The organism is Nonomuraea sp. NPDC001831 (assembly GCF_042892035.1).
In the GTDB taxonomy this organism is placed as follows: domain Bacteria; phylum Actinomycetota; class Actinomycetes; order Streptosporangiales; family Streptosporangiaceae; genus Nonomuraea.
The window spans coordinates 363,005-385,698 of record NZ_JBIATU010000003.1; the positions used below are offsets into that span (position 1 = coordinate 363,005).

Genomic DNA, 22,694 nt, shown 5'->3' on the forward strand with positions numbered 1-22,694 from the left:
CCGGACGACTTGCGCTAGACCGGCCGGACGAGGGCGGCGGCCAGGGCCGTGATGCCCGCGGTCGCGCGCTCGCGGCCGTACTCCTCGCGCAGCACCCCGGCCGCCTCCGCGCCCATCGCGGCCAGCAGGGTGTGGGCCAGCACGTCGGCGTCGGCGCCGGGCCGCGCCTCGGCCAGCAGGATCGCGACGTGGCGGTGCCAGAAGCGGTAGGCGCCGATGCGGTAGCGGGCCCCCGGGCTGGCCGTCTCCGACATCCGCACCAGGTCGAGGTGGGCGTAGAGGTAGTCGAGGTAGGCGGCCGTGAAGGCGGTCAGGCGCTCGGCGGCCGGAGCGCCGGGGCCGACGGGCGGCGGCCCGGACAACACGCGTTGTTGCAGGTCGCGCTCGCGGGCGTCGAGCAGCGCCACCGCCAGCCCCGACTTGTCGCCGAACCTGCGGAACAGCGTGCCCTTGCCGACGCCCGCCGCGGCGGCGACCGCGTCCATCGACACGGCCTCCACGCCCTTCTCGGCGAACAGCCGCGCGGCGGCCGCGAGCACCTTCTCCCTGTTGCGCGCCGCGTCCGCGCGTTCCCTGACCGGTTTGCCGGTCAGCAGCTCCAGCGGCTCGCTTGACGAACCGGACTGCGGTCCGTTAGGTTCCTGGCCATTCACACATCCGGACTTTAGTCCATTTCGCTCGGAGGCCACAATGACCATCACCCGCGAGGAGCTGCACGCCCGTCTGGGCAGCGTGACCGTGCTCGACACGCTCGGCGGCTCCTACTACGCCCAGCAGCACCTGCCCGGGGCCGTCGCCCTGGTGGAGAGCGAGGTCGCCGAGCGCGCCGCCGAGCTGCTGCCCGACAAGGACGCCACCATCGTCACCTACTGCTCCAACCCCGCCTGCGGCAACAGCAAGGCCGTGGCCAACCGGCTGACCGCGCTCGGCTACACCGACGTGCGCCGGTACGTCGAGGGCATCGAGGACTGGGTCGGGGCCGGCCTGCCGGTCGAGTCGTCCCTGTGACGGTCGTACCGGGAACCGCTCACAGGACGCCGCAGCGGCGCACCGCGAGCAGCGCCAGCGCGCGGGTGACCTCGCGCAGCTCGGCCAGCTCGACCTGCTCCCTGGGCGCGTGCGCGAACCGGACGTCCCCCGGGCCGTAGTGCAGGGTCGGGACGCCGCCCGCCGCGTACAGGCGCAGGTCGCTCCCGTACGGCGCGGCGGCCTCGGCCGGACGGCGGCCCGCGACGTCGGCGACGGCCTCGTTCACCGCGCCGAGCAGCTCGTGCCCGGCGGGCAGCCGGCCGCTGGCGAACTGGCCGCCCGGCCAGGTCACCGCGGGCGGGTTGTCCCGCAGCCACGGGTGGCCGGTCGAGGCGACGGCCTCCTCGAAGGCCGCCCGCGCCGCGGCCGGGTCCTCCTCCAGCCGCACACCGAGGCGTCCCTCGGCCACCAGCAGGTCGGGCACGGTGCTCGCCCAGTCGCCGGCCCGCACGGTGCCGACCTCGATGGGGTACGGCATGGGGTTGTCGCCGAAGAGCTCCGGCACGTCCCGGTTGCGTTCGGCCTCCAGACGCCTGATCGCCTCGAACACCGGCCAGAAGACCTCGATCGCGTTGACGCCCTCGTACCGCGTGGCGCCGTGCGCGGCGCGGCCGGCGATCTCCAGCCGGAAGGTCTGCGCGCCGGCGTTGGCGGTGATGACCGCGCCGCTGGTCGGCTCGGTGATCACCGCGGCCTCCGCCGTGTGCCCCCTGGCCAGGGTGGCGAACGCGCCGAGGCCGCCGTCCTCCTCGCTGATCACGCAGTGCACCGCGAGGGGCCTGGCCAGGCGCACCCCCGCCCGCTTCAGCGCCCGTACGACGGCCAGGTTGGCCACCAGGCCGGCCTTCATGTCGCAGGCGCCCCTGCCGTGCAGCACGTCGCCGGTGATCCGGGCGGCGAACGGGTCGCTGCCCTCCCATTTGGCCAGGTCGCCGGTCGGGACGACGTCCACGTGGCCCTGGAGGGCCAGCGCCGGCACGCCTTCGCCCTCGGTCACGGCGACGACGCCGTAACCCTCCTGCCTGGGGGCCTCGGTGCCGGGGAAGCCGGCGCGCGCGGTGAGGTCGGCGAGGTCGAGTTTCCAGACGTCCACGTCCAGGCCGGCCTCGGTGAGCAGGCGGGCGAAGCGGTGCTGGAGGTCGGACTCGGCGTCGGTGCCCGTGACGCTCGGGACGCGCACCGTCTCGGCCAGCAGGCCGACGGTCTCCGCCTCGTCGATGGCGTTCAGGACCCTGGCTTCCACGTCGCGCATGGAGCACACTTTCTCACGCCGTGAACGCCTTTCACGATATATGGCGATACAGAACGTGCGTAGCTGGATGAGCTGGATCGCGGTGACGCCGTTCGCCGTCTGGGCGGCGGTGCGTCTGAGCGGGTTCGAGCCGGATTGGCCGTGGGTGCCGGTGGTCGCGTTCACGCCGCACGCGGCGGTGGGGGCGGCGCTGGGCCTGGCCCTGGCCGGGCTGCTGCGGCGGTGGGCGGCGGGGGCGGTCGCGCTGGTCACGGTGCTGGCGCTGGGCGCCGCGGTGCTGCCCCGCGCCCTGCCCGACGCCCTGCCCGACGCCCTGCCCGACGCCCTGCCGGCCGCCCACGGCGCGCCGCTGCGCGTGCTGGCCGCCAACCTGCTGCTCGGCACGGCCGACGCGGCCGGCCTGGCCGCGCAGGTCAGGTCGCTGCGGCCGGACGTGCTGACGTTGCAGGAGTTCACGCCCCTCGCCGAGCGGCGGCTGGCGGCGGCCGGGCTGCGCGAGCTGCTGCCGTACGCGGTGACGTGGCCCGCCCCGGGCGCGGGCGGCTCGGCCGTGTACGCCCGCCATCCCCTCACCGCCGGCGAGCTGATCGAGGCGGGCGGGTTCGGCCAGGCCACGGCCGTGCTGAGACATCCCGACGGGGCCCGGGTGGAGATCGTCTCGGTGCATCCGTGTGCCCCCAAGCGCACGGGCAGGCGGCCGTGCTGGCTGGCGGGCCTGCAACGCCTGCCGCGCGGCGACGGACGGCTGCGCGTGCTGGCCGGCGACTTCAACGCCACCCTCGACCACCTCCCGCTCCGCGAGCTGCTGGCCGCCGGGTACCGCGACGCGGCCGACGCCATGGGCCGGGGCCTGTCGGCGACGTGGGGCGGATGGGGGCCGCTGCCCGGCGTGACGATCGACCACGTGCTGGCCGGCGAGCGCATGGCGGTGCGGGACTTCCGGGTGCTCGCGCCGGTCGGCAGCGACCACCGTCCGGTGTACGCCGAGCTCCTGCTGCCGTGACCCGGACGCCGGCGGGAACAGGACCTGGAACGATCGCGGGATTCCGGAGCTGCGGCGGCTCGTAAACTGTGACCCGTGGAAGCGCCCAAGTTCGAGATTCAGATGCTGCACGACCGAGTGATGATCCGGCTGGAGCAGGAGGCCGAGGAGCGGCGCAGCGGCTCCGGGATCGTCATCCCCGCGACGGTCAAGATGGCCAACCGGCTGGCGTGGGGCGAGGTCTGCGGCGTCGGCACGAACGTGCGCGCGGTCAAGGTGGGCGACAAGGTGTTGTTCAACCCGGAAGACCAGTTCGAGGTCGAGGTGCACGCGCGGGTCTACCTCGTCATGCGCGAGCGCGACCTGCACGCGGTGGCCACCCAGGAGACCGACCACGGCACGGGCCTGTACCTATGACACGCGGGTCCTGGCGAAGTTGACCCACAGCTCGGCGGCCCAGGTGGCGGCGGGCACGTCCGCGAGCACCCGCGTCGTCCGGCCGGTCAGGTCGAGCACCGACAGGCGGCGGCCCTTCCCGGCCGTCGTGACGGCGATCAGGTGCGTGTCGTCCCACCAGCCGAACAGGGCCGCCGGCTTGACGGCCACGCGCTGGGCGATCGTGCCGGTGGCCAGGTCGACCAGGCACACCTGCTCCTTGAACCGCGAGGGGCACCACGTCGTCAGGCGTTTGCCCGAGGGCGCGTAGGAGTCCTCCGGGCCGGTCGGCAGGCCCACGTTCGCGTACGTGCGCAGCACCGCGCCGTCCGTGGGGCGGTAGACGCGCAGGCCGGTGCCGTACATGCTGACGAGGTTGCCGTCGGGGCTCCACCAGAAGCCGGCCCGCCGGGCCAGGCCCGCCACGCGGACGGTGCTCGCGGTGCCCGCGCGCACGTCCACCACCGTGAAGCCGAGCACCCGCCACGTGCCGCCGATCTTCTGCTCGACGGTGAGCGCGACCTTCCCGCCGTCCCTGGACCAGGACGCGTAGGCCGCCGTCATGGGCTTCTTGACGGTACGGATCCGCGTGGACCTGCCGGTGGCCCGGTCGGTGACGACCACGGAGTCGTAGCCCGCCCGGTACGAGGACGGCACCCCGGCCGTCAGGCGGCCGTCGGGCGAGACCGCCACCTCCGACAGGCCCTTCTGCCGGGTGAAGGCGTCGCCGGCGGCGGCGCGCAGGTACGTGCGGCCGGTGCCGAGCCCGTACGCGCTGAGCCGGACCGGGTCGCCCGGTTTCTCGTGATATTTCATGCCGCCGGTTTCCGGCAACGTCAGGTCGGCCCGAGCGGCGGCCGGGGCGAGGAACGTCAGCGACAGCACGACGGCGAGGTGAGCGATCACGCCCGCAGAATAGGCAGGGAAAGGCGGCGATTCCGGGAGCGATAACGACCCGGTCTGAAAGCCCCTCCGGAACTAGACGAAACGCTGGGCGATCTCCAGCAGGTCGATGCCGAGCGTCAGCATGCCGAAATAGACGATCACCGCGGCGGCGGCCACGGTCACCAGCAGCACGAGGATGCGCACCGTCCAGCCCTGCCGCTTGTACCACTGCGTCCAGGCGTGCAGCGTCTGCTTGCCGAACTCCAGCACCCGGTGGGCCCAGTGGAACTCGGTGGCCAGCACCGCCAGCCCGGCGAACACCACGAGCCAGCCCGGCCCGGGGAACGGCACCATGATCAGGCCGCCGACCACCATCACCGCGCCGATGACGCCGACCACGATCTTCAGCGTGAGCGCGCCCGCGCGGGTGGACCGTATGCCGTCGAGCCGGCCCTTCAGGCCGCCGCGGCGGGCGGGCATGGCGGAGCGGTCGGCGGCCTCGTCCTTCATCACGTCGGCGTCGCCCGTCTCGGAGTTCTGGATCGGCACGTCTCCCCCGTGTCGTCGGCTGTCTCTCAGGATACGGCCCACATCGACAGGAACACTTGCAGACCACTAGCAGGTCGCCAAACAGGACGAAGAGTAAAATTTCCCGCCAGAAGGAAGGGGATTCCGGCAACTATCGGTTAATGTCTGCTATGCCCGAGGTCATCCTTCGCACCGTCACCGGCCCCATTCGCGCGGCAGCGGTGAACGGCGCCGTACTCCCCCACGAGCACCTGCGCAACGACATGCGCTGGGCGGTCGGCATCGACTCCGACCCCCACCGCTGGCTCGACGAGGAGACCACTGTCACCGCGGAGCTCCGCGAGCTGCGCCAGTCCGACGAGCTCAACCTGGTGGTCGACCTGACCTGCCTCGGCATGGGCCGCGACGCCGCCGCCCTGGCCCGCATCGCGGCGGGCAGCCGGGTGCCGGTGATCGCCTCCACCGGCTTCTTCGCCCAGCCGTTCAGCGACGTCGGCGACGAGGACGTCGAGCAGCTCACCCGGCGCCTGATGACCGAGATCTCGAGCGGCGTGGACGGCACGGGTGTCTTCCCCGGCGTGATCGGCGAGGTCGGCAGCTGGGGCGCCGAGCCCACCGCCCGCGAGGAGCGCTGCCTGCGCGCCGCCGCCCGCGCCTCCCGGCAGTCGCGCCTGCCCGTCGCCACCCACGGCCAGAACGCCCTGGCGCTGCTGGAGATCCTGCTCGGCGAGAACCTGCCCGGCTCCCGCGTGGCCGCCGGCTACTCCGGCGACCTGGGCGGCGCCCGCAAGATCGCCGAGGCGGGCGCGTACGTCAGCCTCAGCGTCCTGGCGCTCGGCCCCGACCAGGCGGCCAGGATCGCGCTCGGCCTCATCGAGGACGGCCACGCCGACCGCCTGCTCCTCAGCACCGGCCTGAGCCGCGTGGCCCAGGTCCAGCGGTACGGCGGCTGCGGCTACGCCCACCTGTTCCACAGCCTGCTCCCCCGCCTGCGCGAGGCCGGCACCGGCGAGGACGTCATCCGCCTGATCACCCGCGACAACCCCCTGCGCTGGCTGACCGACGGCATGCGCTGACCCGACCGGCTTCCCCGCACCTGCTGACCGACGGAACGCGCTGACCCGGCCGGCTCCCTTGCGCCGGCTGACCGACGGGATGCGCTGACCCGGCCGGCTCCCCTGCGCCGGCTGGCCCGCGGACCCGACCGGCTCCCCTTCACCGGCTGACTCGCGGACCCGGCCGGCTTCCCTGCACCGGTGGGGCTGATCCGGGACCTTTCGGCAAGATCCGGGGAGGGCGGTGATCGGACCTCGTCGTCCGGAACTCGCTAGGATCAGGGGCGACACGAGCCTGGCCGGGTGGGGGATGGTGAGCGAGCACACGCAACGCGGCGGGCGCCTGCGCAGGCCGTTCGCGGCGCTGTCGCGCCTGAGCCGGGTGGGCGACGTCCCGGTCGTGGTCATGCTGGCCTGGGCCGGGTGGCTGGCCGTCCCGTGGTCGTTCAGCGGCCTCGCGCAGGCCAGGGCCGCGGCAGCGGCGGCCGCCGCCGACGCCGAGCCCCCGCCCTCGTCCCACGCCTCCGACACCGCCCCACCGCCGTCCACGCGCGCCTCCCACAGCACACCGGCGTCCGCGCTCGCCTCCCACAGCACGCCGGCGTCTGCCGCCGGCTCTCGCATCGGGTCGCCGTCCGGGGCGGCCTCGCAGAGCACGTCGCCGTCCGCGTTCGTTCCGGGGGTGTCCGTTGCCGGGGGCGGGGGGCTGTGCGGTCCGGGGGCTGGGGAGGCGGCTTCGGGGCGCGGGGCCTGGCCGGTGGGTGCGGCCTGGGGGATCCCGGCGCCCGCGGTCGCCCACCCCGCCGCCACCGTTCGTCCCGCCGGGCCCATCGGTCCCGCCGGGCCTACCCGTCCTGCCGGGCCTACCGGTCCCGCCGGTCCCGCCGCCACCGCCGATGCCTTCGCGACCGCCACCACCCCGTACGCGCCGGAGGCTGTCCCTCCCGGTGAGGCCGGGGCGGTGGCGGCCGAGCGCGCCCGGATCGCCGGAGAGGTGCACGACGCCGCCGGTCATGGGCTCGCCGCCATCGCGATGCAGGCCGGGCTCGCGCTCGTCGTCCTCGACGACGACCCCGAGCAGGCACGGGCCTCGCTGCGGGCGATCAGGGAGACCAGCACGACCGCCCTGGCCCACCTGCGCGCCGCGCTCGACGGCATCGACCCGCCGGCCGGCGACCTGACCGGCCTCGTCGCGGGCGTACGCGCCGCCGGCCTGCCGGTCGACGTCGAGCCCGCCGACCCCGCCGTGCCCGCCCACCTCAAGGACGCCGTCTACCGGGTGGTCCGCGAGTCCCTGACGAACGTGCTCCGGCACGCCGGCCCGACCAGGGCCTCGGTGCGCCTGGCCGACGGGCCGTGCGGGTTCGTCCTGGAGGTGGCCGACCGCGGCGCGGGCTGGAACGGCGCCGCCGAGGGCCGCGGGCTGGCCGGGATGCGCGCCCACGTCGCCGAGGCGGGCGGCTGGCTCACCGCCGGTCCCCGCGAGGGCGGCGGCTTCCAGGTGACCGCCCGCTTCCCCCGGTCCGAGGCATGACCGCGCCCGGCCCAGGCCCTCACCGGCCAGCCCCGGACGCGCACGCCGCCGGCGCAGGCCCTCACCGGCCAGGCCCGGACGTGCACGACCCCGGCGCAGTCCCGCCCGGCGCCGACGCCGGGGGGCGCGCGATCAGGGTGGCGGTCGCCGACGACCAGGCCGTCGTGCGGATGGGGCTGCGGGCGCTGCTGGAGCGGGAGCGCGGCATGGAGTGCGTGGGCGAGGCGGCCGACGGCGCCGCGGCGCTCGACCTGATCCGCCGTACCCGTCCCGACGTGCTGCTGCTCGACATCCGTATGCCCGGCACCGACGGCCTGTCCACGTTGCGCGCCGTGGCCGCCGATCCCACCCTGGCCGGCATCCGGATCGTCGTGGTGACGACGTTCGCCGTCGACGAGTACGTCTTCGCCGCCCTCCAGGCCGGGGCGAGCGGCTTCGTGCTCAAGGACAGCGCGCCCGACGAACTGGTCAACGCCGTGCGCGTGGTGGCGGCCGGCGAGGCGCTGCTGTCGCCGTCCATCACCAGGAAGGTCATCGGCCTGTTCGGCCGCGGCGGCGCCGAGCCGGTCGAGGGTCTGGGCACGCTCACCCCGCGCGAGCGCGAGCTGGTGGCGTGGGTGGCGACGGGCCGGTCCAACGACGAGATCGCCAGGGAGCTGGTGATCAGCCCCGACACCGTACGCACGCACGTCAGCCGGGCCATGGTCAAGCTGCGCGCCCGCGACCGGGCCCAACTGGTGGTGTTCGCCATGCGGGCCGGGCTCGCGCCGCCGCTCTGAGCCGGGCCGTGCGGACCGGGCTCGCACCGCCGCGCCTGGCCGGGCCCGCGGCCTATCGCAGGAAGCCCTCGTAGTTGCGCTGCTGGAGCTGGGCCTCGATCTGCTTGACCGTGTCCAGCCCGACGCCGACCATGATGAGCACGCTGGTCCCGCCGAACGGGAAGTTCTGCTGCGTGCCGGGGTCGCGCAGGATCGCGAACGCCACCAGCGGCAGCAGCGCCAGCACGCCGAGGTAGAGGGCTCCGGGCGCGGTCAGCCGCGACAACACGTACGCCAGGTAGCGGGCCGTCGGCGCGCCCGGCCGGATCCCCGGCACGAACCCCCCGAACCGCCGCATGTTGTCGGCCACCTCGACGGGGTTGAAGGTGATCGCGACGTAGAAGTAGGCGAAGGAGACGATCAGCAGCACGTACACGCTCATGTAGAGCGGATGGGTGCCGGCGGTCAGGTTGCGCGAGACCCAGGCGCCCGCCTCCGCGCCGAGCAGCGGCGCGGCCAGCGTCGGCACGTAGAGCAGCGACGAGGTGAAGATCACCGGTACGATCCCCGCCTGGTTGACCTTGAGCGGGATGTACGTGCTGCTCCCCCCGTACATGCGCCGCCCCACCATGCGCTTGGCGTACTGGACGGGCACCCGCCGCTGGGCCTGCTCGACGAACACCACCGCCGCCACCAGGCACAGCCCGGCCGCCAGCATCACCGCGAACCCGAACGGCGTGAGCACGAAGATCTTCGCCATGTACCCCGGGAACACCGCCACGACCTGCGTGAACATCAGGATCGACATGCCGTTCCCGATCCCCCGGTCGGTGATCAGCTCGCCCATCCACATGACCACGCAGGTGCCCGCGACCATCGTCGCCACGATCACCGACACCGCGAGCAGCCCCTGGTCGCGCAGCAGCGGACGGGCACAACCGGGCAGCAGGTTCCCCGACCGGGCCAGGGTGACGACGGTGGTGGCGTTCAGGACGGCGAGACCGACGGTCAGGTAACGGGTGTACTGGGTGATCCGCGCCTGCCCGTTGGACCCCTCCTTCCTGAGCGCGTCGAGCCGCGGCACCACCACGGCGGACAGCTGCAGGATGATGCTGGCCGTGATGTAGGGCATGACGCCCAGCGCGAACACCGACAGCTGCAACATCGCGCCGCCGCTGAGCATCTGCATCATGTCGAAGACGCCGCCGCTCGCCGAGCCCACGCACTGCCGCACGGCCACGACGTCCACGCCGGGGGCGGGCATGATCTGGCCGAGGCGGAACAGCACGATCAGCCCCAACGTGAACAGCAGTTTCCTGCGCAGCTCCGGCACCCGGAATGCTCTGGCGAAGACGGTCAGCATGAGCAGGAAGTCTGTCCGCGGGCGGGCCGGACGTCGTCCGCCCAGGCGAGGCACCCGAATACGCAGATCCGCGTAGGTTGGGCGCATGACGACCGTGTGGGTGATCAGCGGGCCGCCGGGGGCGGGCAAGTCCACGGTGGCGGCCGAGCTGCTGGCCCGCCTGTCGCCGGTGCCGGCCCTGCTCGACAAGGACACCGTCTACGGCGACCTCGTCGCGGAGGTCCTGCGGGCCCACGGCCGCGACCAGGGCGAGCGCGAGGGCCCCTGGTACGACCGGCACGTCAAGCACCATGAGTACACCGGCCTGACCAGGATCGCCGCGCAGATCCGCGGCCACGGCTGCCCGGTGCTGCTCGACGGCCCGTTCACCGCGCAGGTGCACGACGCGGCGCGGTGGGCGCGGTGGGTGGCGGAGCTGGGCGGCCCGCCCGTGCGCCTGTTGTGGGTGCGTTCGGACGGGCCGACGCTGCGCGCCCGGCTGGAGGCGCGCGGCCTGGCCAGGGACGCCGGCAAGCTGGCGGCCTTCGCCGACTACCTGCGGAACATCCGGGTGGACGAGCCGCCCGTCGTGCCGCACCTGGAGATCGACAACCGGCGGGGCGCGCCGCCGGTCGGCGACCAGCTCACGGCGGCGGGTACACCGCCGCGAACACGGCCGGCAGCCGGGGGACGAGCCGGGTGAACCGCCCCTCCTCGTAGGAGGCGCCCGGCTCGTTGCTGAGCTGCTGGGACACGGGCCCGGCGATCAGGCTCGCGGCCAGGGCCAGCCCCTCCTCGCCCGCGGCGTCGGGATGCAGCTCCCCGCGCCCGACCGCGGCCCTGATCAGCTCGGCGAAATGCTCGTGGACGGCCAGCGCGGGCGCGTACGCCTCCGGCGAGGGCGCGAACCCCGGCACCGGCCGCCAGAACATCAGCTGGGCCAGCACCTGGTTCTCCATGATCCACCGCGCTCCGGCCTCCAGGGACGGCCCCATGGCCGCCAGCCCCGGCTCATGCGCCTCGGCCCCCCGCCGCACGGCCTCCAGATAGCCCTCCTGCCCGCGCCTGAACAGGGCGTCGTAGACCGCGTGCCGGGACGGGAAGTACTTGTACAGCGACGGCGGCTGGATGCCGAGCCGCCTGGCCACGGTCGCCAGGCTCAGCCCCGCGACGCCCTCCTCCGCCATCACGTCGAGGGCGATGCCGAGGATCTCGGCCTGCGTCTCGGCTCGTCGTCGTGCTCGCCGGTCGGGAATGTCAGCCACATGGAATAGCTTAGGCTATAGGTAGTAGCCAAAGCTATTGGGGGTGTGTCCCGTGTCGCGCGACATCGAGCTGATCGGCCTGCGGCAGAACAATCTCAAGGACGTCTCGCTGCGGCTGCCCAAGGAGCGGCTGACGGTGTTCACCGGCGTGTCGGGGTCGGGCAAGTCCTCGATCGTGTTCGGCACCATCGCCACGGAGTCCCAGCGGCAGCTCAACGAGACCTTCAGCGCGTTCGTCAGGAACCGGCTGCCCAAGCACGAGCGCCCGCGCGCCGAGCGCATGTCCGGCCTGACCGCCGCCGTGATCGTGGACCAGAAGCCGGTCGGCGGCGGCGCCCGCTCGACCGTGGGCACGATGACCGAGGTGCACGCGATCCTGCGGGTGCTGTTCTCGCGGCGCGGCGAGCCGTCAGCGGGGCCCGCGACGGCGTACTCGTTCAACGACCCGCAGGGCATGTGCCCGGTCTGCGACGGCCTGGGGAAGAAGGTGGAGGCCGACGTCGGCAAGATGCTCGACGAGGACCTCTCACTGAACGAGGGCGCGATCCGCATGGCCCCGCCCGGGTCGTACGTGTGGCAGCTCTACGCCAGGTCGGGGCTGTTCGACCCGGACAAGCCGCTGCGCGGCTTCACGCCGCAAGAGCGAGACCTGCTGCTGTACGGCGGCGGCTTCAAGGTCAGCCGGGGCGAGTACACCAACACCTACGAGGGGCTGGTCACCCGGTTCGAGCGCGTCCACCTCAAGCGCGACCTCGACCAGCTCGACAAGGCCGCGGCGCCGTACGTGCGGCAGGCCACCTGCCCGGAGTGCGGCGGCCGGCGGCTCAACGCGGCCGCGCTGGCCTCGCGCATCGACGGGCTGTCCATCGCCGACCACTGCGCGATGGAGGTGACCGACCTCATCGGCGTGCTGGAGGGGCTGGACGACCCGGTGGCGGAGGCGGCGGTGGAGTCGTTGCGCCGGATCGACGCCATCGGCCTCGGCTACCTCAGCCTCGACCGCGGGACGCCGACGTTGTCGGGCGGCGAGGCGCAGCGGCTCAAGACCGTGCGCAACCTGGGCAGCAGCCTCACCGGCATGACGTACATCTTCGACGAGCCCAGCGTGGGGCTGCACCCGCGTGACGTCCACCGGCTCGGCGACCTGCTGGTCGAGCTGCGCGACAAGGGCAACACGGTGCTGGTCGTCGAGCACGACCGCGACCTGATCGAGCTGGCCGACCACGTGGTGGACATGGGGCCGGGCGCGGGCACGCGGGGCGGCCGGGTGGTGTTCGAGGGCACGGTGGCGGCGCTGACGTCCGGCGGCACGCTGACCGGCCGCATGCTGCGGCGGGTCACCGGGCTCAAGGACGCCGTGCGCGCCCCGGCCGGCTGGCTGACCGTCGAGAACGCGAACGCCCACAACCTCAAGGACGTCACCGTACGCGTGCCGCTCGGCGTGCTCACCGCGGTCACCGGCGTGGCCGGGTCGGGCAAGAGCACACTGATGCGCCAGGAGCTGGTCGCCCGGCATCCGCACGTGGTGCTCATCGACCAGTCGGCCATCGGCGGCTCGCCGCGCTCCACCCCGGCGACCTACCTCGACGCCATGGACCCGCTGCGCAAGCTGTTCGCCGACGCCCACGGGGTGCGGCCGGGGCTGTTCAGCTTCAACTCGGCCGGCGCGTGCCCGGTGTGCAAGGGGCGCGGCGAGATCAAGACGGATCTGGCGTTCATGGACCCGGTGACCCGGGTGTGCGACGCGTGCGGGGGCAGCCGGTACAGCGAGCAGGCGCTGTCGTACACGGTGGAGGGCCGCACGATCGCGGACGTGCTCGCGATGACGGCCGAGGAGGCCGCGGGCCTGTTCGACCTGCCGGGCATCGGCGGGCTCGGCGCGCTCGGGCTCGGCTACCTGACCCTCGGGCAGCCGCTCAGCACGCTGTCCGGCGGGGAGCGGCAGCGGCTCAAGCTGGCGCACCGGATGCGTGAGCGCGGCCAGGTGTACGTCTTCGACGAGCCGACGACCGGCCTGCACATGGCCGACGTGGACACGCTGCTGGCCCTGCTCGACCGGCTGGTGGACGGCGGCGACACGGTCATCGTCGTCGAGCACGACCTCGACGTGGTCAAGCACGCCGACTGGGTCATCGACCTCGGCCCCGAGGCAGGCCGGCACGGCGGCGAGGTGATCTTCGAAGGCACCCCGGCCGAACTGACCGAAGCATCCACCTATACCGCGAAATATCTGGTCAAGTCACTCGATAGTCGTCGTCCCGGACGTCCAGCACGGCCATGTGACCGGGCAGATGACCGATCGCATACTCCACGCCGCTCGCCATGACCGCCGCCTGCGGCGTCACCCCGCAGGCCCAGAAGAGCGGCACGTCCCCCGGCCGCAGCTCCACCGGGTCGCCGAAGTCCGGACGCCCCAGGTCGAGCACGCCGATCGCGGCCGGGTCGCCCACGTGCACCGGCGCGCCGTGCACCCGCGGATACCTGCCGCTCACCTCGACGGCCGTCCGCACCAGCTCCTCCGGGACCGGCCGCATCGAGACGACCAGCGGCCCCGACAACGAGGCGGTGGACTCGCAGGACACGTTCGTGCGGTACATCGGCACGTTCCTGCCCTGTTCCAGGTGCCGTACCGGGACGCCGGCGGCCAGCAGCGCCGCCTCGAAGGTGAAGCTGCAGCCGATGAGGAACGGCACGAGGTCGGCCCGCCACTGGCCGGTCACCTCGTCCAGGTCGGCCACCGGCTCGCCGTCGCGGTAGAGGCGGTAGCCGGGCAGGTCGGTGCGCAGGTCGCCGCGGAACAGGGTGGTCGACCAGGCGCCCGGCTCGCCCACGTCCAGCACGGGGCAGGCCTGGGGGTTGCGGTGGGCGAACAGCAGCAGCTCGTACCGCAGGGCGGCGGGCACGGCGATCAGGTTGGCCTGCGTCCAGCCGCGGCACCAGCCCGCGGTGGGCACCCGTTCGCCGACGCGGAAGCGGGCCCGCGCCTGGGCGGGGGTCAAGGTGGCGACGTCCACCTCTCGACACTATGGCGACCGCCCCACCCGGTCCACAACGCCGCTCCACGCACATCACTGGCACCACGCCGCCCACGAGAACCCACGCAAACCCCCGCGCCACACCCTCAACCCCCACTACAACCAACGCACAGCACCGGCACCACACCCCCACGACAACCGGCGCCCGCCGCTCGCGGTCCGAGGCGCGGCTATCGCGGCCTTTTCCGGGTAGCGGGCCGGTTGTGCGATTAGACGTCAACCTTCTCGACTACCTGCTCATCGCGGTCTACTTCGCCACCGTGCTCGCCATCGGGTTCGCCGCCCGCCGCCGGATCAGCTCCAGCCTCGACTTCTTCCTCGCGGGCCGCGGACTGCCCGCCTGGATCACCGGGCTGGCGTTCGTGTCGGCCAACCTGGGCGCGATCGAGATCCTCGGCATGGCGGCCAACGGCGCCCAGTACGGCGCGATGACCGTGCACTACTACTGGATCGGCGCCGTCCCCGCGATGGTGTTCCTGGGCATCGTGATGATGCCCTTCTACTACCGCTCGAAGGTGCGCAGCGTCCCGGAGTTCCTGCGCAGGCGCTTCAACGGCGCCACCCAGTTGCTGAACGCCCTCATGTTCGCGGTCGCGCAGATCCTCATCGCCGGGGTGAACCTGTACGCGCTCGCCCTGGTCATGGAGGCCCTGCTGGGCTGGCCGCTGCCGGTGTCGGTGGTGGTCTCGGCGCTGATCGTGCTCTCCTACATCACGCTCGGCGGCCTGTCCTCGGCCATCTACAACGAGGTGCTGCAGTTCTTCGTGATCCTCGCCGGGCTGATCCCGCTGACCGTCCTCGGCCTGGTCAAGGTCGGCGGCGTGGCAGGGCTGTTCGACAAGGTACGGCAGAGCGCGCTCGGCGAGGGCGGCCTGCACACCTGGGCCGGGACCGCCGGCGCCAACCCGATGCAGGCCCACTGGATCGGGATCGTCTTCGGGCTGGGGTTCGTGCTCTCCTTCGGCTACTGGACGACGAACTTCGCCGAGGTGCAGCGCGCCCTGTCGGCCAGGAACACCAACGCGGCCCGGATGACCCCGATCATCGCCGCCTTCCCCAAGCTGCTGATCCCGCTGGTCACGGTGCTCCCCGGGATGATCGCGCTGGTGCTCTTCGGCGACCTGGGCAAGGGCCAGGACTACAACGACGCGATCCCGCTGCTCATGCGCGACCTGCTGCCGAACGGCGTGCTCGGCGTCGCGGTGACCGGGCTGCTGGCCTCGTTCATGGCGGGGATGGCGGCCAACATCAGCGGGTTCAACACGGTGTTCACCAACGACATCTGGCAGGCCCACGTACGCCCCGACCGGCCGGACGGCCACTACCTGAACGTCGGACGCGTCGCCACCGTCGCCGGCGTGGCGCTCGGCGTGGGCACGGCGTTCATCGCGGCCGGCTACTCCAACATCATGAACTACCTCCAGGCGCTCTTCAGCTTCTTCAACGCGCCGCTGTTCGCCACGTTCGTCGTCGGGCTGTTCTGGCGGCGGATGACGCCGTGGGCCGGGTTCTGGGGGCTGCTGGCGGGGACGCTGAGCGCCTTCGCATCGTACTTCGCCTACAAGGCCGGCGTGGTGGACTTCGGCACCGAGCTGAACGCCAGCTTCTGGGGCGCGGGCATCGCCTTCGCCGTGGACGTGGTGGTGTCGGTGATCGTCACGCTGGTCACCACGCCCAAGCCGGAGCGGGAGCTGCGCGGCCTGGTGTACGGCCTGAGCGCCGCGGACCTGGAGGACGACGCCCTGGCCGGCGACACCCGCTGGTACCGCTCGCCGGTGCTGCTCGGCACCGCCGCCGTGATCCTGGCCGCCCTGTTGTACGGAGTGATCCTGTGACCCTGTTGTACGGAGTGATCCCGTGAGTCTGTTGTACGGAGTGATCCTGTGAGCGACATCCGGATGGTGATCGGCGGGCTGTTCCTGCTGTACGGCGTGATCCTCGTCGTCGCCGGCCTGCTGGGGGACGCGGTGAACCTGTGGACGGGCCTGCCGATGGCCGCCTTCGGCGCCGCCTTCGTCCTGTGGGCCCGCCTCCGCCCCCTCAAGCCCTAGCCGTACGGGCTCGATCGAGCCCCCAGCCCGCAGGCCGCACGCCCGGCCTGCGGGCTCCGCACCGGCACCCTGCGGCGGCGCTGAACCGTCCGCGTCCGTTCAGTACTCGACTCAGTACTCGACTCAGTACTCGACCTCGAAGGTGTGGGGGCCGAGGCCGTACCCGTCGCCCCGCGGGACGACGTACCCCTGGCCCGTGAGAACGGCCAGGCTGTCGCGCACCTCGTCGTCCTCCAGGCCGGTCGCCCGGATCACCGCCTCCAGGCCGGCCACGCCGCCGGACCCGACCACCTGCGAGGCCACCGCCTCGTAGACGTGGATGTCGACGTCCGACAGCTCCTGCACGTCATGCCCCTCGGACATCAACGTTGCCTCGCCCCCTCCCTCAGCCTGGCCGGATCGACCTCGCGGTCGGGGAACCTGCGAAGGTATTCCGCCTCTAGCTCGTTGGTACGGGAAGTGTGACGTGCCAGAGCATCGTCTGATCCATGGAAGAATGTGTCACTACGAGTGGCATGGAGTTGCCGCAGCTCGCGTACCACATCCTCGTCGCTGAGCTGGGCCGGATCTATTCCCATCGTCGTCATGGGTTCCCCCTACCCCAGACACCCCCGACAATATCTGTCACAATTCCTGACATATAGCCATTGTTTGGGAGCGATTCGTCGCCTTACCTTCCCGGTATGGACCTCGAGCTCAGGCACCTCAGGATCGTCCGCGCGGTAGCGGACGCGGGAAGTGTGAGCAAGGCCGCGTCCCTGCTCGGGCTGGCGCAGCCGGCCCTCACCGCCCAGCTCAAACGGATCGAGAGGGTGCTCGGCGGCGCCCTGTTCGAACGTGACCGCCACGGGGCGCGTCCCACGCGACTCGGCGAGCTGGTGCTCGCCCGGGCGCGCGTGCTGCTCCCCGCGGCCAAGGAATTGCAGGACGAGGCCGTACGATTCGCCCACACCCCCTCCCCCGGCTTCCGCATCGGCGCCACCAACGGCCCGATACTCGGCGGCCTGGTCGACCGGCTGGCCGCGGAGCGCACGGTCACCACGTTCACGTCGTGGTCAACGCACGAGCTGATCAACATGGTCGAGCTCGGCCGCCTCGACTACGTGCTGACCGGCGCCTGCGGCGACTCCGGCACCCCCACAGGAACGCTCCTGTGGGAGACGATCAGCGTCGACCCGGTCTTCGCCCTCGTCGGCGAGGACCATCCGCTCGCCAAGGAGAAGGAGGTGGAGCTGGCCGACCTGGCCGGCGAACAATGGGCCGTCACCCCCGGCGACGGCTGCTTCGCCGACTGCTTCGCCATGGCCTGCGCCCGTGCCGGCTTCACCCCCGGAACGATCTACGAGACGGACGTGCCCACCTGCACCCACCTCGCCCAGGTGGGCCGCGCCGTGGTGCTCTGCCAGGCGACCCACCAGGCCCTGCCGGGGCTGGCCATGGTCCCGCTCTCCGGCGCGCCGCTGCGCTGGCGGCAGCTCCTCGGCCGCCACCCCACCGCCCCCGACGCCACCTGGGTCGTCGCCCAGGCCAAACAGGCACACACCGAGGCCGTACGCCGCAGTCCGGTCTACTCCGATTGGCTCGCCCGCAACCCGGCGTACGGCACCGCGCCATAACACCCTGATAGGAGTGAAGTAATAACTCCTCGCCCCCTGGGCCCGCCGTTACCGTGACGGCACCCCTAGTGGCGGGAGACAACCCAGCTCCACCCGCCGGCGCTGATCGCGGACGCGATCGGCGCATCAGCCATGTCCGGGTCCCGCCGCCACCACCATTCAGGCCCCACCCCACCCTGACCCGGCCCCCGCCTCCAGGCAAGCCACCATGCCACCCCGCACCTCCGGCACCATGCCACCCCGTACCTCCGGCACCATGCCACCCCGCACCCCAGGGCGTCAGGCCAGCTCGTACTCCAAGGTGTTCATGCCACCTGCGCACACCAAGGCGCTATGCCAGCTCGTACTCCCACCCGGGCCGCCACTCGAACGGCGCGTCCACCAGGTCCTCGAGCGGAGTGCCGTCCAGCAGGTGCTGCAACGCCCACCGATTGGCCGAATGGGACACCACCAGCACCGTGGCCCCCTGCCACTCCTTCCGCAGGTCCTCGAGGAACGCGGCCGTCGCCGCCACGACCTGCCGATAGCTCTGCCCGCCCGGCCACGGCGTGTCGATGTGCCGCCGGCGCAGGGCCGCGACCTCGCTCACCGGCCGTCCGTTGTAGCTGCCGTAGTCGCACTCCCTGAGCCGCGCGTCGAGCCGGACCTCCTTGACGCCCCCGAACGCCACCTCCACCGTCTCGACCGCCCTGCGCAGATCCGAGCAGTGGACGACGTCCACCTCCCGCCTCCGCACCCCGAGCTCGGCGGCCAGCTCCCGCCCCCGCTCGGACAACTCCCCGGGCAGCCACCCGGTGGCGACGCCGATCTCGTTGTCCACCGTGATGGAGTGCGTCTCGTACACCACCTTGATCGCCATATCGGCACCGTACCTCCCCTCCCAACCCCTCCCATTCCGCCCACAGCAAACACAACCCCCAACCGAGACCCGAATATGATCGACACGACTCCACCAACCTTGCCCGGCATGGAATGATGTCCGCGGGACCTCGTCCCCATCCGGCCGTGCGGCACTCCCGGATCCGATGCTCTAGCCTTGACATGCGCGAGCCTCACCAAGATCCACCAGCCGCACACCGCATGTCACAACTGAATCCAGGGGCGGTAGCTCAGCCGGTCAGAGCATCGGACTCATAATCCGTGGGTCGTGGGTTCAAGTCCCACCCGCCCTACCAGGCATTCCCTTGATCGTCAGACCTCATCGGACGGGGCGCTGACTGCCGGATCGGACCATTGCTGGACCATCCAGCGGAGCTTCATGAAACGCTGCTGCTCACCGCACGCCGAGGGATCATCGCTACCACCTGCTTAGGCCGGTGCTGCGCCTTCTTGCCGAGGCCAGCGATCTCGCAGGCAAGCGCCAGGTCATCAAGCTGGTCGCGGCGCGCGCTAAGGCTCTGTCCATGTTGGGCCGCCACAATGACGCGCTCCACGTTCTACGGCAACTGGACGATCTAGCTCAGCAGGGCGGACGCGGAGACAGCTTGGGCTTCTGGAAGCCCGATCAGGTGTACTTCACCCAGAGCTGGATCTACAGCGCCGCAGGTATGGAAGCCCGTGCAGCTGAAAGCCGAGACCGGGGTGCTGCGGTACGGAGGAGACTGCGCGTACCAGGTGAACGTGGAGCTGCACCGGGCCTGGGCCATGGTCTCGAAGGGCGGCGTGGAGGAGGGCATGTCGCACACGACGGTCATGGCAGCGCTCCCGAGCGACTACCGGACCACTCACGTGGTGGAGACGGCCCGGATGGTGCTGCAGGCGGTACCGGTCGAGCAGCGGGAACGCCCTGCGGTGGGCGACTTGCGGTCGCTACTGCCCATCAGGCAGGGAAGCCGTGATCGGCGCTCCCATCATGACCTGCCACCGCACTCGACATCGGCTCGAGCGCCGTCTACCTGCCCATCACCCCGCTCAATCCCGCCCGCCCGGCCGTCGGCCTGCTGCAGAACCTCCTTTACGGCATCCGTAGCTGCTGGCTGACCTTCTCCCGGCAGCGCCACCACGCGGAGGCGTTCCGCGCCGATGTCCGCAAGACCGCCCATGACCGCTCACACCTGCTGTAATCCGGGCGATACGCTCACGAGCGTGGATCCTGAACGGCTGATCCCGTACGCGCGGGCGGCGTACGGATGGGACGGCGACGTCGCGATCACGGCGGGACCGCGCGGCGCGCTCGGCCAGATCTGGCGCGTGGACGCCGGCCCGGCGCGGTACGCGCTCAAGGAGATCTTCGCCAACCCGCCCTCCGAGCAGCTGATCCGCGCCGAGCTGGCGTTCGCGGGCCGGGCCGCCGAGGCCGGGGTACGGCTCCCGGCCAGCCACCCCGATCGCCACGGGCGTCACCTGCTCGCGACGCCCGCCGGCGGCTGGCTGCGCCTCTACGACTGGGTCGACCTGCGACCGGTCGACCTGACCGCCCCGGCCACCCCCGCGCGGCTCGGCACGCTGTTCGCCCGCCTGCACCTCTGCGCCCCGGCGGCGGACCCGCACGAAACCCCCGACCCCTGGTACGACCGCCTCCCCGCCGCCCCCGACTGGGCCCCGGTGTCCGGCACGGGCGCCGCATGGGACGGCCGGCTCGCCGACGTGCTGGGCAGGCTGCCCGGCCTGAGCGAGGCGGTCACCCCGGCGGCCCCCGGCGAGCTGATCGTCTGCCACCGCGACCTGCACCCGGAGAACGTGCTGGCCGACCCCACCGGCGCGCTCGTGGTCGTGGACTGGGACAACCTGGGCCCGGCCGCACCGAACCGGGAGCTCGCCCGGGCCCTGTTCGACTGGTTCGACGACGATCTCGACGCGATGCGCCGCATGTACGAGGCGTACGTGCGCGCCGGCGGGCCGGGGCGGGTCGAGCGGATGACGGACTTCTCCATGCTCGTCGCGTCCCGGCTGAACTTCCTGCTGGTCCAGACCCGGATTGCCCTCGACGAGCGGGCTGAGCCGCGGCACCGGGCATGGGCGGAACGTGAGATCGACGAGACGTTGCGTATCACGCCGACGCCGCAGCGGCTCGCCGACGTGCTGGAGGTCATCCGCATGCCTGGGTGAGAGACCGGTCGGACCCAGGGGAGAAGGTGTGCCGATGCCGTGACGGTGAGCGGATGCCGGGCGGCCACGTGGCCGCCAACCGGAGCGCCACCCTCAACAGAGATCGCTACGCTCCCGCCCGGCAGAGCCACGCCGAGCGCGGGAACGCCGTCCAAGAGATCACTCTCGAATACCTGGCACCAGCAGGACCAACTGCCCTGTGCCGCTTCGGCGAGCACGTGATCGTCCAGCTTGACAGCGGTGCCTGGCGGACCGATGAGAAGGACCCGTCGGTGGATTGTGTGAAGTGCAAGGACTCACCCAACCCGTCGCCCTACGACAAGCACGAACCGGGCGCGGCCGAGGTCGCATCATGACCGGTCACCCCACGGAGACTGCGGCGAACCTGGACCAGGAGGAGCGTCAGCTCGATGCCCTGCGCTCCACGTACCCCGGCTGGGACATCCTCATCGACCACAAGAACCCAGGGCAGCGGTGGGTAGCCGAGCTGCATCGGCCGATGACGAGGCAACTGGCAAGCGCCGGAGTGCTGCCGCGGCCGGCCGGCCACCAATGATGCGCATGGCCTGGGCTTGCTGCTCTCACGTCAGGCCCGATTGGTGCACGCCGTAGGCCGTTTCCTGCCCTCCTGCTGATGACTCCCGGCTCATCGCCCCACACGTCGATGAGCCGGGCCTGATCGAGCCGACCTCCGATTAGGGCCGGAGGCCGGCTGGCTCCATCCCAAGGAAGCCCAGAAGGCGCGGAGCTTCCGCAGCCATACCCCCGCGCCGCCCGGCCCTGGCTGCACAGCAGCCCATACCCGCCGTCCACCGCCCAGCCGCGCGAGAAGCCATTCCCCCGGCATCGCGACCGCCTGGTCCACCTCGACAGCTGACGGCTCGCACGGTGTACCGTGCCCACCCCTGACGATTAGGCCGCCTCCGGCCACCGTGCTGAAAACCTTGATCGAGCTTCACCGGAGATGGAAAGCATGAGCAGCACGGCCGCTCAGAGCTTTCGCGAGCAAAAGCTGGACATGAGCGAGCCCGGCTGGCTCGGCCGACGCGACCCCGCCGATCAGGCGCGCGTGCTGTGGTGGACCATCATCCTGATTCGCGACCGTCCAGAGTGCGGTCCCGGCTTCCAGTCGAGGGCCGGCCTTCATGAGGAAGGAGTCGAGGATGTACAGAGACCGTCTGCTCATCGCCAGCCCGCTGATCGCCACCCTCGTGTTCGGATCGATCGGAACCTCGCACGCCTCGGTCACCCCGACACCTGCAAGCGCCGGAGACAGTCACGTCGTCACAACCTCGAACAGCGCGCCGCCCGTGTGCAAAAGCCTGCCGAAGGGCCAGAAGAAGATCTGCAAGAACGGTTACTCGGACGGGTTCGCCGCAGAAAAGAAGTGCGGCCCGCCTCGCATGACCGGACAGATCACCGACGACGAGGCCTACGACATCGGCTACAACGCGGGCTACAACTCGGGCAGAAGGAACTGCCCGTCCTAGCCAACGGCCACGAGCCTGCCCAGCTATCCACCTGGGCAGGCTCGCCCAGACGGGACCGCCCCAAGCCGAGGGAGAGCCATGATCGTGCGTTTGATGTTGGCTGCCGTCATGACGGCTGCCACGACCGCCGGGGGCGCAACAAGCTCTGCCGCTACCGCCGACACCACGCCTACCAATTTCTCGCCAGCAACGTGTTCCGTGGCGGCGGACAGCTGCTACAAGATTGTTCGCCGTACTTACCCGAAGAAGGTGGTGTGCCAGATCTGCTGGGATGAGGAGCTACAACACCGCGTGCGGAAGCTCTGTTATACGCCCGAGGATGCGCTGTCACACCCGAAGAAGGATCCGGGGCCGATCAAGCGATAGTCGGCCATGAGCGGGCCCACCCC

Annotated in this window: 26 protein-coding genes and 1 tRNA gene; 17 read left to right on the top strand and 10 right to left on the bottom strand. The window is 71.8% G+C overall.

Translation table 11 applies throughout. The features are described 5' to 3' along the window. Nucleotides 1-14: 14 nt before the first annotated feature. Nucleotides 15-653 (bottom strand): TetR/AcrR family transcriptional regulator, encoded by a 639-nt coding sequence (locus ACFYYW_RS12695; RefSeq protein ID WP_387647872.1) that lies wholly within the window; start codon nt 651-653, stop codon nt 15-17. Nucleotides 654-690: 37 nt separating this feature from the next. On the opposite strand from ACFYYW_RS12695, the gene ACFYYW_RS12700 reads away from it, so the two are divergent. Further along, entirely contained in the window at nt 691-1,008 is a 318-nt protein-coding gene (locus ACFYYW_RS12700; protein ID WP_352323684.1) for a rhodanese-like domain-containing protein, read from the top strand. A gap of 19 nt (nt 1,009-1,027) precedes the next feature. Here the strand turns inward: ACFYYW_RS12700 and ACFYYW_RS12705 are convergent, their stop codons facing one another. Then, nucleotides 1,028-2,281 carry an ArgE/DapE family deacylase gene (locus tag ACFYYW_RS12705; protein ID WP_352323685.1) on the bottom strand — a complete coding sequence of 418 codons (1,254 nt, stop codon included), beginning with the start codon at nt 2,279-2,281 and terminating at the stop codon, nt 1,028-1,030. Nucleotides 2,282-2,348: 67 nt separating this feature from the next. Between ACFYYW_RS12705 and ACFYYW_RS12710 the strand changes: the two genes are divergently transcribed. Together ACFYYW_RS12710 and ACFYYW_RS12715 are read left to right on the top strand one after the other, a co-directional pair. Then, nucleotides 2,349-3,284, top strand: coding sequence for an endonuclease/exonuclease/phosphatase family protein (locus ACFYYW_RS12710; protein WP_387647875.1), 936 nt, complete (start codon nt 2,349-2,351; stop codon nt 3,282-3,284). 75 nt (nt 3,285-3,359) lie between these two features. Continuing rightward, nucleotides 3,360-3,680 (top strand): co-chaperone GroES, encoded by a 321-nt coding sequence (locus ACFYYW_RS12715; RefSeq protein ID WP_352327236.1) that lies wholly within the window; start codon nt 3,360-3,362, stop codon nt 3,678-3,680. On the opposite strand, the gene ACFYYW_RS12720 is transcribed toward ACFYYW_RS12715, so the two are convergent. Further along, the gene (locus ACFYYW_RS12720) at nt 3,675-4,604 is read right to left on the bottom strand and encodes a hypothetical protein (RefSeq protein WP_387647878.1); all 930 of its coding nucleotides are present in this window, start codon (nt 4,602-4,604) and stop codon (nt 3,675-3,677) included. The genes ACFYYW_RS12715 and ACFYYW_RS12720 overlap by 6 nt on opposite strands. Nucleotides 4,605-4,676: 72 nt before the next feature. Then, the gene (locus tag ACFYYW_RS12725; RefSeq protein ID WP_352327238.1) at nt 4,677-5,132 is read right to left on the bottom strand and encodes a TIGR02611 family protein; all 456 of its coding nucleotides are present in this window, start codon (nt 5,130-5,132) and stop codon (nt 4,677-4,679) included. A 149-nt stretch (nt 5,133-5,281) separates the two neighbouring features. Here ACFYYW_RS12725 and ACFYYW_RS12730 point away from each other — a divergent pair, with 149 nt between their 5' ends. The 3 genes from ACFYYW_RS12730 to ACFYYW_RS12740 all read left to right on the top strand — a co-directional run bounded on the left by ACFYYW_RS12730 (nt 5,282) and on the right by ACFYYW_RS12740 (nt 8,479). Continuing rightward, nucleotides 5,282-6,187 carry a phosphotriesterase gene (locus ACFYYW_RS12730; RefSeq protein WP_387647882.1) on the top strand — a complete coding sequence of 302 codons (906 nt, stop codon included), beginning with the start codon at nt 5,282-5,284 and terminating at the stop codon, nt 6,185-6,187. Nucleotides 6,188-6,410: 223 nt separating this feature from the next. Further along, the gene (locus ACFYYW_RS12735; protein ID WP_387647884.1) at nt 6,411-7,700 is read left to right on the top strand and encodes a histidine kinase; all 1,290 of its coding nucleotides are present in this window, start codon (nt 6,411-6,413) and stop codon (nt 7,698-7,700) included. A gap of 80 nt (nt 7,701-7,780) precedes the next feature. After that, the gene (locus ACFYYW_RS12740; protein WP_387647887.1) at nt 7,781-8,479 is read left to right on the top strand and encodes a response regulator; all 699 of its coding nucleotides are present in this window, start codon (nt 7,781-7,783) and stop codon (nt 8,477-8,479) included. A gap of 52 nt (nt 8,480-8,531) precedes the next feature. Here ACFYYW_RS12740 and secY read toward each other — a convergent pair whose 3' ends face one another. Next, the gene (gene secY / locus ACFYYW_RS12745) at nt 8,532-9,821 is read right to left on the bottom strand and encodes a preprotein translocase subunit SecY (RefSeq protein WP_387647890.1); all 1,290 of its coding nucleotides are present in this window, start codon (nt 9,819-9,821) and stop codon (nt 8,532-8,534) included. Nucleotides 9,822-9,906: 85 nt separating this feature from the next. Here secY and ACFYYW_RS12750 point away from each other — a divergent pair, with 85 nt between their 5' ends. Beyond that, a complete protein-coding gene (locus tag ACFYYW_RS12750; RefSeq protein WP_387647893.1) occupies nt 9,907-10,503 on the top strand; it encodes an AAA family ATPase in 597 nt (198 codons plus the stop codon). Here ACFYYW_RS12750 and ACFYYW_RS12755 read toward each other — a convergent pair. Continuing rightward, a complete protein-coding gene (locus tag ACFYYW_RS12755) occupies nt 10,445-11,065 on the bottom strand; it encodes a TetR/AcrR family transcriptional regulator (RefSeq protein ID WP_352327244.1) in 621 nt (206 codons plus the stop codon). The genes ACFYYW_RS12750 and ACFYYW_RS12755 overlap by 59 nt on opposite strands. A 52-nt stretch (nt 11,066-11,117) precedes the next feature. Here ACFYYW_RS12755 and ACFYYW_RS12760 point away from each other — a divergent pair, with 52 nt between their 5' ends. Next, nucleotides 11,118-13,391 carry an excinuclease ABC subunit UvrA gene (locus tag ACFYYW_RS12760; RefSeq protein ID WP_387647896.1) on the top strand — a complete coding sequence of 758 codons (2,274 nt, stop codon included), beginning with the start codon at nt 11,118-11,120 and terminating at the stop codon, nt 13,389-13,391. On the opposite strand, the gene ACFYYW_RS12765 is transcribed toward ACFYYW_RS12760, so the two are convergent. Further along, complete coding sequence (locus tag ACFYYW_RS12765) at nt 13,300-14,079, bottom strand: putative hydro-lyase (protein ID WP_387647899.1); 780 nt, start codon at nt 14,077-14,079, stop codon at nt 13,300-13,302. The two genes, ACFYYW_RS12760 and ACFYYW_RS12765, sit on opposite strands and share 92 nt — an antisense overlap. A 224-nt stretch (nt 14,080-14,303) precedes the next feature. On the opposite strand from ACFYYW_RS12765, the gene ACFYYW_RS12770 reads away from it, so the two are divergent. Then, nucleotides 14,304-15,935, top strand: coding sequence for a sodium:solute symporter family protein (locus ACFYYW_RS12770; RefSeq protein ID WP_364390790.1), 1,632 nt, complete (start codon nt 14,304-14,306; stop codon nt 15,933-15,935). Between the two features lie 48 nt (nt 15,936-15,983). After that, nucleotides 15,984-16,151 carry a hypothetical protein gene (locus tag ACFYYW_RS12775; RefSeq protein WP_387647902.1) on the top strand — a complete coding sequence of 56 codons (168 nt, stop codon included), beginning with the start codon at nt 15,984-15,986 and terminating at the stop codon, nt 16,149-16,151. Nucleotides 16,152-16,274: 123 nt separating this feature from the next. On the opposite strand, the gene ACFYYW_RS12780 is transcribed toward ACFYYW_RS12775, so the two are convergent. Together ACFYYW_RS12780 and ACFYYW_RS12785 are read right to left on the bottom strand one after the other, a co-directional pair. Then, on the bottom strand, nt 16,275-16,514 hold the full coding sequence (locus ACFYYW_RS12780) for a hypothetical protein (protein WP_352327066.1): 240 nt from the start codon (nt 16,512-16,514) through the stop codon (nt 16,275-16,277). Beyond that, complete coding sequence (locus tag ACFYYW_RS12785; RefSeq protein WP_125631040.1) at nt 16,514-16,738, bottom strand: DUF6158 family protein; 225 nt, start codon at nt 16,736-16,738, stop codon at nt 16,514-16,516. Before ACFYYW_RS12785 ends, ACFYYW_RS12780 begins: the two co-directional genes overlap by 1 nt. Before the next feature lie 96 nt (nt 16,739-16,834). On the opposite strand from ACFYYW_RS12785, the gene ACFYYW_RS12790 reads away from it, so the two are divergent. After that, a complete protein-coding gene (locus ACFYYW_RS12790; RefSeq protein WP_352327067.1) occupies nt 16,835-17,767 on the top strand; it encodes a LysR family transcriptional regulator in 933 nt (310 codons plus the stop codon). A gap of 331 nt (nt 17,768-18,098) precedes the next feature. On the opposite strand, the gene ACFYYW_RS12795 is transcribed toward ACFYYW_RS12790, so the two are convergent. Further along, nucleotides 18,099-18,626: a histidine phosphatase family protein gene (locus ACFYYW_RS12795; RefSeq protein ID WP_352327068.1), complete on the bottom strand. Its 528-nt coding sequence runs from the start codon at nt 18,624-18,626 to the stop codon at nt 18,099-18,101. A gap of 239 nt (nt 18,627-18,865) precedes the next feature. On the opposite strand from ACFYYW_RS12795, the gene ACFYYW_RS12800 reads away from it, so the two are divergent. The 6 genes from ACFYYW_RS12800 to ACFYYW_RS12825 all read left to right on the top strand — a co-directional run bounded on the left by ACFYYW_RS12800 (nt 18,866) and on the right by ACFYYW_RS12825 (nt 22,671). Next, nucleotides 18,866-18,942, top strand: a tRNA-Ile gene (locus tag ACFYYW_RS12800). A gap of 910 nt (nt 18,943-19,852) precedes the next feature. Further along, a complete protein-coding gene (locus ACFYYW_RS12805) occupies nt 19,853-20,815 on the top strand; it encodes a phosphotransferase enzyme family protein (RefSeq protein ID WP_387647907.1) in 963 nt (320 codons plus the stop codon). A gap of 53 nt (nt 20,816-20,868) precedes the next feature. Then, complete coding sequence (locus ACFYYW_RS12810) at nt 20,869-21,171, top strand: hypothetical protein (protein ID WP_387647910.1); 303 nt, start codon at nt 20,869-20,871, stop codon at nt 21,169-21,171. Continuing rightward, nucleotides 21,168-21,371, top strand: a complete 204-nt coding sequence (locus ACFYYW_RS12815; protein WP_387647913.1) for a hypothetical protein — start codon at nt 21,168-21,170, stop codon at nt 21,369-21,371. The genes ACFYYW_RS12810 and ACFYYW_RS12815 overlap by 4 nt, the downstream gene beginning before the upstream one ends. A gap of 607 nt (nt 21,372-21,978) precedes the next feature. Further along, on the top strand, nt 21,979-22,305 hold the full coding sequence (locus ACFYYW_RS12820; protein ID WP_387647915.1) for a hypothetical protein: 327 nt from the start codon (nt 21,979-21,981) through the stop codon (nt 22,303-22,305). Nucleotides 22,306-22,383: 78 nt separating this feature from the next. After that, nucleotides 22,384-22,671 carry a hypothetical protein gene (locus ACFYYW_RS12825; RefSeq protein WP_387647918.1) on the top strand — a complete coding sequence of 96 codons (288 nt, stop codon included), beginning with the start codon at nt 22,384-22,386 and terminating at the stop codon, nt 22,669-22,671. Nucleotides 22,672-22,694 lie beyond the last annotated feature (23 nt).